Consider the following 11,346-nt stretch of genomic DNA (forward strand, 5'->3'; position numbering starts at 1 on the left):
TTACGGCATTCCGCTGGGTTTTCCAGGTCCATCACATCGCTGCCGTCCGAACATGCACATCCCGAAGGGCTGCCAAAGGCTTGACGACAAGCGTCTTCATTGATTGCGGCGCCTACCTTCAAGGAGATCGACGACCGCATGCGCGGCATCCAAGATGTGCGTTCCAGGGCCGAACACAGCAGCCACCCCGTGGTCCATCAGGAACTGATAGTCCTGGCGCGGCACCACGCCACCGCACACAACGATGATGTTTTCGGCACCCTTTGCTTTCAACGCCGCGACGAGCTGCGGCAACAGGGTCTTGTGTCCAGCCGCGAGCGAGGACGCTCCGATGACATGAACTGCAGACGCAACCGCCATGCTTGCTGCCTCTTGCGGGGTTTGGAAGAGCGGCCCGGCGACCACGTCGAAGCCGAGATCGCCGAACGCCGATGCGATCACTTTGGCGCCCCGGTCATGGCCATCCTGGCCGAGCTTGGCCACCATCAACTTCGGCCGGCCGCCGAGCGAGACGGAAACGTCCCTGATACGGGAAGTTAGGGTTTGATATTCCGGTTCATTCTGGAAGGCGGCGCCATAAACCTCCGAGGTCACCTCAGGAACGGCCACATGATCGCCGAAGGCGCGGCGCAGAGCGTCGGAAATCTCCCCCACCGTCGCGCGAGCGCGCACCGCTTCGACAGCTGATTGGAGTATATTGCCCTTGCCGCTGGTCGCGGTCTCACCAAGCGCGGCAAGGGCTGCGTCGACGCGCTTGGGGTCGCGTTGACGCTTTGTTTGTTCGAGACGGCGGATCTGCGCCCCCCGGACCGCCGCATTGTCGATCTCAAGACTTTCGATCGGAGCCTCGGTCTCCAGCCGGTATTTGTTGACGCCGACGATCACCTCGTCGCCGAGGTCGATCGCGGCCTGGCGGCGGGTCGCTGCCGTCTCGATCAGGCGTTTTGGCAGACCGTCGATGACGGCCTTGGTCATGCCGCCGATGGCCTCAATTTCGTCGATGAGCGACCACGCCTTGTCAGCAAGTTCGGCGGTCAGGCTTTCGACATAATAGGAGCCAGCCAGCGGGTCGACGACCTTAGTCACGCCGGTCTCGTGCTGGAGAATGAGCTGGGTGTTTCGCGCAATGCGCGCCGAAAACTCCGTCGGCAGCGCGATCGCCTCATCGAAGGAGTTGGTGTGGAGTGACTGCGTACCACCCAGCACCGCGGCGAGCGCCTCATAGGCGGTGCGCACGATGTTGTTGTAGGGGTCCTGCTCTTGCAGGGACACGCCCGATGTCTGGCAGTGCGTGCGCAGCATCAGCGATGAAGGCTTCTTCGGTTGGAACTCTTCCATGATACGCGACCACAGAAGTCGCGCCGCCCGCAGCTTGGCGGCCTCCATAAAGAAATTCATGCCCACCGCGAAGAAGAACGAGAGCCGCCCGGCAAAATCGTCGACATCGAGGCCTTTCCTCAGCGCAGCGCGGACATACTCCCGCCCATCGGCCAAGGTGAAGGCGAGTTCCTGCACCAGCGTCGCGCCGGCCTCCTGCATGTGATAGCCGGAGATGGAGATCGAGTTGAACTTCGGCATCTCCTTTGCGGTGTACTCGATGATATCGGCGACGATCCGCATTGAGGGTTCGGGCGGATAGATGTAGGTGTTGCGGACCATGAACTCCTTCAGGATGTCATTCTGGATGGTCCCGGAGAGCTGGGCCGTCGGGCAGCCCTGCTCCTCGCCGGCGACGATGAAGCAGGCAAGGATCGGGATGACCGCACCGTTCATGGTCATGGAGACGGAAATGTCCTTGAGCGGTATGCCCTCGAACAGGACCTTCATATCCTCGACGGAATCGATTGCTACGCCAGCCTTGCCGACATCGCCGACGACACGCGGATGATCGCTGTCATAGCCGCGATGCGTGGCGAGATCGAAGGCAACCGACACACCCTGCTGGCCGGCGGCGAGCGCCTTGCGGTAGAAGGCGTTCGACTCCTCCGCGGTCGAGAAGCCGGCATATTGCCGGATTGTCCACGGCCTGCCGGTATACATCGTTGCGCGTGGCCCGCGGACGAATGGCTTCAGGCCGGGCAGCGTGGCGAGGTGGTTGATCCCATCCAGATCGTCTGCCGTGTAAAGCGGCTTGACGTCGATGCCTTCAGGCGTGCGCCAGACCAAAGCGTTTGGTGGGGTCTTCAGCTCCCGTTCGGCAAGAGTGCGCCAGTCGGCGAGTTTCGCGTCGGCCATCACTCGAACTCCAGAATGGGTTCGTCAACGGCGAGGCTTGCGCCAGCCTTGGCGGCGATCCGTTTGACGACCGCGCGCCGTGCGGCGCGCAGGACGTTCTCCATCTTCATGGCCTCGACGGTAGCGAGCACCTGTCCAGCCTCGACCTGTTCTCCTTCGGACACCGCAATCGCGGTGACCACACCGGGCATCGGGCAAAGCAGCAGCTTGGAGGTGTCCGGGGGCTGCTTCTTCGGCATCAATCTCGCGAACTCGGCGATAGCCGGGCTGCGTACATGGGCGACAACATCCATTCCGCGCCAGCGCAGTCGGTAGCCGGTTCCTGACCGCGATGTTTTGATCGACGAGGTCTCAGTGCCAATTTGGAAGTGCGCTATATGCCGTCCCGGCAGCCAATCGCTGACAACCCTCAGTACCGAGTCGTCATCGAATGAAACCGCCGTCCCGTCTTCCTGATCACATAGGGCGACGGGAAAGGCATGGTCGCCAAGCGTGACGTTCCAATCGCTGGGGACTTTGCGACGATGATTGTCCATCGCCCCGGAGATCAGGATATTTCGGTGCTGGAGTTTCCAGTTGATGTGTGCCGCAACCGCCGCGAGCTTGCGCTCATCCGCATCGGTTGGGGACACACCTGCGAATCCATCCGGGAACTCCTCGGCGATAAAGGCCGTGCTTAGCCGCCCCTCGCGAAACCGGGGATGGTCCATGACAGCGGCGAGAAACGGCAGGTTATTGCCGATACCTTCCACTTCGAAATCATCCAGCGCTGCAGCCATGGCGTTGATTGCGCCCAGCCGATCGTGCGCCCAGGTGCAGAGCTTGGCGATCATAGGATCATAGTGCATCGAGATGTCCGAGCCCTCGACCACACCGGTATCGTTGCGGATGAGTGAGCCGTCCATACGTGCACCCTCAGTGGGCGGCCGGTAACGTGTCAGACGACCGATCGAGGGCAGGAAATTGCGATACGGGTCTTCGGCGTAGAGCCGGCTTTCTACCGCCCAGCCGTTCAGCCTCACGTCCTCTTGGGCAAAGCGCAGCTTTTCGCCTGCGGCGATGCGGATCATTTCCTCGACCAGATCGATGCCGGTTACAAGTTCGGTGACCGGATGCTCGACTTGAAGCCGGGTGTTCATCTCGAGGAAGTAGAAGTTGCGGTCGCGGTCGACGATGAACTCAACCGTGCCCGCCGAGTGGTAGCCGACCGCCCTGGCTAGGGCGACCGCTTGTTGTCCCATCGCGCGGCGCGTCGCTTCGTCAAGGAACGGGGAGGGGGCCTCCTCGATGATCTTCTGGTTGCGGCGCTGGATAGAGCATTCCCGTTCGCCGAGGTAGACGATGTTGCCGTACTGATCGCCGAGCACCTGGATTTCGATGTGACGTGGCTCGGTGACGAATTTCTCGATGAAGATGCGGTCGTCGCCGAAGGCGTTCTTGGCTTCGTTTCGCGAGGACTGAAAACCTTCGCGCGCCTCGACGTCGTTCCAGGCAATGCGCATGCCCTTGCCGCCGCCGCCGGCGGATGCCTTGATCATAACCGGAAAGCCGATCCCACCGGCGATACGCACCGCTTCGTCCGCGTCCTCGATCAGCCCCATATGGCCGGGCACAGTAGAAACACCGGCCGATGCCGCGATCTTTTTCGAGGTAATCTTGTCGCCCATCGCCTCGATGGCGACAGGCGAGGGGCCAATAAAGGCCACGCCAATGGCTTTGAGCGCTTCGGCGAAATTCGAGTTCTCGGACAGGAAACCGTAGCCTGGATGAACCGCATCAGCGCCAGTGGCGGTGACGGCATCGAGGATGTTGGCAATGCGAAGATAAGAATGGGCCGAGGCGGCGGGACCGATAAGGACTGCCTCATCAGCCTGCCGCACATGCAAGGCGTCGCGATCAGCGTCGGAATAGATGGCGACAGTGGCTATGCCAAGCCTCTGCGCCGTCTTGATTACCCGGCACGCGATCTCGCCACGATTGGCAATCAGGATCTTCTTGAACATTTTTTGCCTACTCAAAGCGGGATCGTGTCGTGCTTCTTCCAGCGCGTCTCCACGCTTTTTCCCCGCAGCGCCGCAAAGGCACGTGCGATCCGCTTGCGTGAGGAATGTGGCATGATCACCTCGTCGATGAAGCCGCGCTCGGCGGCAATGAAGGGGTTGGCGAAACGCTGCTCGTATTCCTTGGTACGAGCAGCAAGCCTCTCGGGATCGCCGAGTTCGGACCGATAGAGGATCTCGGCCGCGCCCTTTGCGCCCATCACCGCGATTTCGGCGGTCGGCCAGGCGTAGTTGATGTCGGCGCCGATATGTTTGGAAGCCATCACGTCGTAGGCGCCGCCATAAGCCTTGCGTGTGATCAACGTGACCATCGGTACGGTGGCCTGAGAAAAGGCAAATAGCAGCTTCGCGCCATGCTTGATAACGCCGCCATATTCCTGGGCTGTGCCCGGCAGGAACCCTGGCACGTCGACGAGGGTCAGGATGGGGATGTCGAAGGCGTTGCAGAAGCGAACGAAACGCGCCGCCTTGCGGGAGGAATCTATGTCGAGGCATCCGGCCAGCACCATGGGCTGGTTGGCCACCACGCCTATTGTCCTGCCCTCGATGCGCACAAATGCGGTAATGATGTTGCGGGCGAAGGCAGCCTGAAGCTCGAAGAAGTCGCCTTCATCGGCGATTGCCGTGATCAGTTCCTTCATGTCGTAGGGCTTGTTGGCGCTCTCCGGCGCCAGCGTGTCGAGGCGCAACTCGATGCGCTCTGGATCGTCATGAAACGGCCGCACGGGCGGCTTTTCCCGATTGTTCAGCGGCAGGAAATCAAAGAGGCGCCGAACCTCTTCCAACGCCTCGATATCGTTTTCGAAAGCGCCGTCCGCAACAGAGGATTTTTGCGTGTGCGTTGCAGCGCCGCCCAGTTCCTCCGCGGTCACGATCTCGTTCGTGACCGTCTTGACCACGTCGGGGCCAGTCACAAACATGTAGGAGGAATCCCGAACCATGAAGATGAAGTCGGTCATGGCTGGCGAATAGACCGCACCTCCGGCGCACGGGCCCATGATCACCGAAATCTGCGGAATGACGCCTGAAGCGTCGACATTGCGCTTGAAGACGTCGGCATAGCCGGCCAGTGAGGCGACACCTTCCTGGATGCGCGCGCCGCCAGAGTCGTTGAGGCCAATGACCGGCGCCCCGTTGCGCACCGCCATGTCCATGATCTTGCAGATCTTCTGGGCGTGCGTCTCAGACAGCGACCCGCCAAGCACCGTGAAGTCCTGAGAGAAGACGTAAACAAGCCGGCCGTTGATCGTACCCCAGCCTGTGACGACGCCGTCGCCAGCCACCTTCTGTTCAGCCATGCCGAAGTCCGTGGCACGATGCGTGACATACATGTCGTATTCTTCGAAGGAGCCTTCATCGAGGAGCACTACGAGGCGCTCTCGGGCGGTCAGCTTGCCTTTCGCGTGTTGGGCGTCGACACGCTTCTGTCCTCCACCCATCCGGGCTTGCGCACGACGGATCTCGAGTTGGTCGAGAACGGCTCGCATCAGCGGTCAGCCTTCGGTGCAAAGTTCAAAGCCGTCGGCAACGGCGTCGCGGCGAGCCGGCTTTGCCTCGAAATCGGCTTTGCTTTGCTGGACAATCGCATGAGCGCCTCCACTGATGAAATTACGCTCCGCATTAGTTCGCCGGCAATGAACGGGAAAGGCTTGACCGGGTGCGATTGCGAAATGTATGAATTTGCAAACAGAAACATGCGAATTTGCAAATGGCAAACGGTAAGCTCTTCATCGGACGCCGCGTGCGCGAACTGCGGGAGGCCAGCAAGGCTACCCAGGCGGCATTCGCCGAGCGGCTGGGTATTTCGACCAGCTATCTTAACCAGATAGAAAACAACCAGCGGCCGGTGTCAGCCGCGGTGCTTCTTGCGCTGGCCGAGAAATTCCAGATCGATATCGCTTCGATCGGCGGCAGTGAGGCAGACCGGCTGCTCTCGGCACTGAGCGAGGCACTTGCCGACCCGGTATTCAGCGGTGTTTCGGCTGGGTTTCAGGAACTCAAGCTCGTTGCCCAAAACGCTCCGTCTCTCGCTCATGCGCTGATTATCTGCCATCAGGCATATCGCAGAAATAGCGAGCAGCTTGCCAGCTTCGACGACCAGCTGATCCGAACCAATGCTTTTGCGGAGCCGACACCCTATGAGGAAGTGCGGGACTTCTTTCATTTTGTTGACAACTACATTGATGAGCTCGACCGGGCAGCTGAGAAGTTGGCCAAGACCCTCGGCGTGCCGGATCGAGATGTGGGTACCGTGTTGGCGGATCATCTGGAAGAGCGCCATCACGTTCGCCTTGCACGCGCTGGCATCGCCGAGCGAGTTATTAGGCGCTTCGACGCCTCCGCGCGCGTGCTGTATTTGAACTCTTACTCGCCTGCATCGACGCGCAGTTTTCAAATGGCATTCCAGATAGGGACCTTGGAGCACCGGGCGGAGATCGACGCCATCATCGAGGGAGCGCGGTTCCGGACCTCCGAAGCGGCGGAGATATGCCGGATCGGCCTGCAGAACTACTTTGCCGGCGCGCTCATGTTGCCATACCGGCCCTTCCTCGCCGCGGCAAAAGAACTTCGGCACGACCTCCACCTGCTTGCAATGCGCTTCGGCGCCAGCCTTGAGCAGGTGGCGCATCGCCTTTCAACGCTGCAAAGGCCTCGGATGAAGGGCGTTCCGGTCTTTTTCGCCCGCATCGACCGTGCCGGCAACATCACCAAGCGCCACAGCGCCGCGAAGTTGCAGTTCGCCCGCTACGGAGCAGCTTGCCCGTTGTGGAACGCTCATCAGGCATTTGAAACCCCAGGGCGCATGATTTGCCAGCTGGCCGAGACGCCGGACGGCGTGCGTTATCTCAGTATCGCCACGGAAATCACCAAGGCGGATGGGGGCTTTGGCTCTCCTCACAGACGTTATGCGATCGCGCTCGGATGCGAGATCTCCGATGCGGGCGATTTCGTCTATGCAGACCGGCTGGACTTTGCCAGCAGCTCCGCGTTTGAGCCCATCGGCGTTTCATGCCGCATTTGCGAGCGAATGAACTGCATCCAACGCGCTATTCCGCCGCTCAAGAGCACGATCACGATCGATCACGACCGACGTAGCGAACTGCCATACACGATTTGCTGATTTACGATCACCCAAGGCCTAGGTTGCGACATTGGACACCTTTGTTGTGGGCCAGTCTCCCGGCTTGCAAAGGAATTTAGCTTGCACCTGTTGCAAGGGCCTTGCCGCATGTGGGCAACCTCACAAAATTGTCCAGCTCCACGAACGCGGCGGCGAGGCCGCGCCCGTTCCACCTGTAGACGCCGTTGGCATGCGCTTCATCAATGAGCATGAACGCTTCTTGGCGATCAGCCAAAACCATGAGGTGTTCGATCGGGCGAGGTCGCCATCCATGCTGTACGGGCTTTCGACCGCGATCCTGACCCGCCGATGCCGCCACCATCGCGCACGCCCGTATGACATCTACAAATGCGTCGGAATCATTGTGTGCGGCGACGGCGCCCGAACCGCAGGTCGTTGAATGGTGCGCCGCATTGGGGTGCTGGTATCGAGCACCTTCAAGCATCCGCGTGCAGCTCCGAACGTGATATTGCTCTTCACTCCCTCTCCATCAGTTGGCGTCCTGTGGAAGGTCGCGGACGAAGCAGCTCTCAAGATCGCCTACGACGATCTGCGGGCGAAGCTAGGGATCTCCACCACCCGGAGCCAACCGGGCTTGGTCGTACATCCATCTTCATGATGCAGCTGGTGCGTAGAGACCGGCATCGTCCAGAATGCGTCGGTGGTTGAGCAGATCCAGTGCCAGGTCGCGGTGATACCTGCTGACCAGGCTCGCCCGCCGTTCCGGGTCCGGTGTCGCATCGATCCCGCCAATGACCGCCGCGATCCGTTCGGAGAGCTGACGCAGCGCCTTCCACTGTTCGGACTGATCCGCCAGTGCGCCAAGGCTGGCCGAGGTCGACTTGCCGATGCCGGCGGGAACCGTCGAGCCCAAGTCAACGTATCCCTCCGGCAGCGCGCCTTTCAAATTCCGCACCGCCTTGAACTGGATCGCATCGAAGATCTGGTCGACGGCCTGCTTGGCACCTGCGACGCGCGTAGGATGGTCGGTGTCAGCAGCGACGTGCGGAAGCAGCTCAAGCCTGCCGGGATACCGCTTGTTTAACGGCAGATAGGGAGTAAGCGGCCCTCTCAACGCGCCATCGCTCGCGTCGCTGAAGATGTCCGCATCCACCGCCACATGGCTGACCTTGCCCGAGACCAAGGCTGCATCGAGCGCATCGATGTCGATAAGTTCGCCGCGATCATAGTTGATAAGCACCGCGCCATCGGCCAGTCTTGACAGAACGTTATGGTTCACAAGACCAGCATTGGTGAACTTGCCTGTCGAGGTGTCGAGGCGTCCGAGGCCGACGTGAATCGAGAGGACGTTGGCGTCCGTCGCTGCCTTGAGCGGCGTTTCGGCATATTCGAAGCCCTCAGACTCGATCCAAACCCGATGGCGCTCCCGGGCATAGACGCGAACGCGCATGCCAAAGGCCGATGCCAGTTTGGCAACCTCCCTGCCGATATTGCCGTATCCCAGGACAGCCAGTTTCTGCCCCTCGAGCTTTGCGGTCGGGAAATCTTTCAGGTCGCGCCCGGTGTCGAAGTTCCCGGCCACGGTCCTGTCATGCAACTCGTCGACGGGGAGGGTAGGAATGATCTTGAGGAGCGCCTTCATGGCCATCTGAGCCGTTGCTCGGCTATTGATACCCGGTGTGTTCATGAGCGGCGCGGCGCCACTGTCGCCGTCGGGGCCGCCCCACGAGCTCGAGCCCATGTTGCCGGTGCCGGCCCCAATTCTGACGCCACCATGCGCAAAGACTGACTGCTTGGGAATGAAGGTGGCCGCCGTGATGATGGCATCGTACTCGCCATGGGCCGTACAGCCCAGAAGCTCGTCCTCGGTGCTCAATCCCGGCTGATAGAAGAAGTGGATTTTTCCCCGGTTCAGGGCGTTGCGATCCTGCAGTGGGCCGAGGTGGAACTTGCCTCCCTTTTCACAGATGTGGGCTGCGATCTCGCTGCTGTCTGGTATGCCATTTTCGCCAAGGCGCAGCCCTAGCAAGTCGGCAATCAGGACGGTGTAGGCCCGTTCGGGATCATCCTTCCTGGCAAGGCCGACGGCCGAGGGGGTGCTTTCGAACCGCTCGCCTTGCGCGGCCAGTTTCTCCTCGAGAACGGCAATCTTCGCTCTGCGATAGGCATAGGCGAGGTTCTCGAGCAGGAGGCGGACGTCCTCCGGGTCGCGGATGCCCCCGATCCAGGCCCGGTAGTCGCCGGGCATGCCGGGAAATGCGTTCACGTACCGAGCGGCGTCCAGGCCCTTCTCGTACTCGCCATTCACATGCGTGATGCCTTCATAGCCGAGAAGCTGCTTCGAGCGGGCAATAATCCGGGCATGAACCTCCTTGTCGGTGATGTCGGGGTCGACGACCTTGAGCAGAACGACGGCAGCGCCGCGCTTTTCAGCTTCGCTGACGGTGAACTTCAGCAGCGAGTTGTTGTCGACCCAGTCAGAGATCACCCGGCGGTTCTCGACCGAGCGGCGGTTTAGATCGCTGACGGAGCCAACACGACGGGCAGCCTGGAGCAGGCCAAATGTGGTCTCGGCGAAGGCCAGTGCGCTGTAGGTGTTGATGACGCCACCAAGCATGCGCTGCTGTCCTGCGTCATAGAAGGGACCGATAGCCAAAGATCTCTTTCCGCTGACCGGAAGCTTTGCATCGACAGGAGGGGCCAGCTTTAGCTGGCGCGGAATGGCCCAGGCGGGATTCTTCTGATTGTTCTCGACAAGCTTCAGCGCCTGCGGCGTGAACGAAACAACGAAGTAGCCGGAGATGCCGCCAATCGCCTTCTGGAACGGCATGAAGACGCAACATTTCGCGAGAGCTTCCCGCACGATACCCTCACCCCAAGGCATCGCTCCCAGCATCGACGTTGCGTCGAGGACGGCGTGGCGGTTTTCAGGATCTCGATCGAGCCACGTCAAAAGCTCCTCGATCTCCGATCGGCTATAGGTGTTGGCACCCGTGGTCTCGTGCCCGACGCCGAGGAACAGCGTCGTGCCGAGCGCCTCGAGTTCCTTTACGGTGGGAATGGAGCCCTCGACGCTGGCGAACTGAATTTTGTCGGCGCTGCCGCTTTGCGCAAACTTCTGAAGTTCGAGAAGCTGGGTAGCCCAGGATTGCCTGAAGAAGCCCGCGCCGCCGGACTCGGCGGCCTCCGGTTTCGTCGTGTCGACGTAAACGCGCTGGTTCTCTTTGTTCGGGTTCATGAGGTGCATGACCGCGACCGTGAAGCCGCTATGCCCGCCGCCAAGTCCCACGGCCATCAGATTCTGTTTGGGAAATTCGAAATACTGATGGATGGAGTGCATCATGTCCGTCAGGATCTTGTCCGCCGGATAGCCTCGATGCATGCTGCGAGCGATTTCAGCCGTCGTGAATGGTCCGAGGTCGTTGCCCTTGTCATCGATCTTGCGATAGTTGGCCTCCAGCCAGGCATCGAATTCGTTGCGCCGCAATCTCCCCGCAACCTCATCGATTGTCGCGTCCGTGATCGGGCCTACTCCGAAGAAGGGATTTGACGGCGCCTTTGGGGCGCCCGACCGCGTAGCGCTCTTCTCGCGGCCGACCTGTTCTTTCATTTTCACGATCGTGCTCATTTCGGAGTTATCCTTTCATTTTGCCCCCCGCGAAAAACACCGGGCGCTCGGGCAAAGCCCCGCGTATCCTGAGTTCAGTACCGCTGATGGGTGTTGAGATCCGGCCGCGATCGTAAATGTTCGTTTGTGCGCCGGTGCGACGCTTGCGACAGTCCGTCGACAATTTGAGACATAGACAAAGCGCATGGCCATCGCGTGCTCGCGAGCTTGTTATCGATCGTTTGTGCTATTGAAGCGGCCTTTGTCCCCTGTGCTGGAGCTATGGCGGAAACTGGGTGATGACGGTTTGAGGAGAGCGGCGTATCGAGGCGGGTGATGAAGCCTGCCAGAACCTCTCAAGG

Annotated in this window: 6 protein-coding genes; 1 reads left to right on the forward strand and 5 read right to left on the reverse strand. The window is 60.6% G+C overall.

Going from position 1 to position 11,346, the window contains the following annotated elements; all coding sequences use genetic code 11:
- Nucleotides 1-96: 96 nt before the first annotated feature.
- The 3 genes from scpA to NKI70_RS27835 are packed head-to-tail and all read right to left on the reverse strand — an operon-like array spanning nt 97 to nt 5,782.
- The gene (gene scpA, locus NKI70_RS27825; protein WP_352725602.1) at nt 97-2,235 is read right to left on the reverse strand and encodes a methylmalonyl-CoA mutase; all 2,139 of its coding nucleotides are present in this window, start codon (nt 2,233-2,235) and stop codon (nt 97-99) included.
- On the reverse strand, nt 2,235-4,238 hold the full coding sequence (locus tag NKI70_RS27830; protein WP_352725604.1) for an acetyl-CoA carboxylase biotin carboxylase subunit: 2,004 nt from the start codon (nt 4,236-4,238) through the stop codon (nt 2,235-2,237). The genes scpA and NKI70_RS27830 overlap by 1 nt, the downstream gene beginning before the upstream one ends.
- A gap of 11 nt (nt 4,239-4,249) precedes the next feature.
- On the reverse strand, nt 4,250-5,782 hold the full coding sequence (locus tag NKI70_RS27835) for an acyl-CoA carboxylase subunit beta (protein ID WP_352725606.1): 1,533 nt from the start codon (nt 5,780-5,782) through the stop codon (nt 4,250-4,252).
- 221 nt (nt 5,783-6,003) lie between these two features.
- Here NKI70_RS27835 and NKI70_RS27840 point away from each other — a divergent pair, with 221 nt between their 5' ends.
- Nucleotides 6,004-7,416, forward strand: coding sequence for a helix-turn-helix domain-containing protein (locus NKI70_RS27840; RefSeq protein WP_352725608.1), 1,413 nt, complete (start codon nt 6,004-6,006; stop codon nt 7,414-7,416).
- A 76-nt stretch (nt 7,417-7,492) separates the two neighbouring features.
- On the opposite strand, the gene NKI70_RS27845 is transcribed toward NKI70_RS27840, so the two are convergent.
- Nucleotides 7,493-7,861, reverse strand: a complete 369-nt coding sequence (locus NKI70_RS27845) for a hypothetical protein (RefSeq protein WP_352725610.1) — start codon at nt 7,859-7,861, stop codon at nt 7,493-7,495.
- A gap of 168 nt (nt 7,862-8,029) precedes the next feature.
- Nucleotides 8,030-11,005, reverse strand: a complete 2,976-nt coding sequence (locus NKI70_RS27850; RefSeq protein ID WP_352725612.1) for an NAD(P)-dependent oxidoreductase — start codon at nt 11,003-11,005, stop codon at nt 8,030-8,032.
- Nucleotides 11,006-11,346: the final 341 nt, after the last annotated feature.

Origin of the sequence: Mesorhizobium sp. M0500 (assembly GCF_040321165.1) — a bacterium.
Lineage (GTDB): Bacteria > Pseudomonadota > Alphaproteobacteria > Rhizobiales > Rhizobiaceae > Mesorhizobium.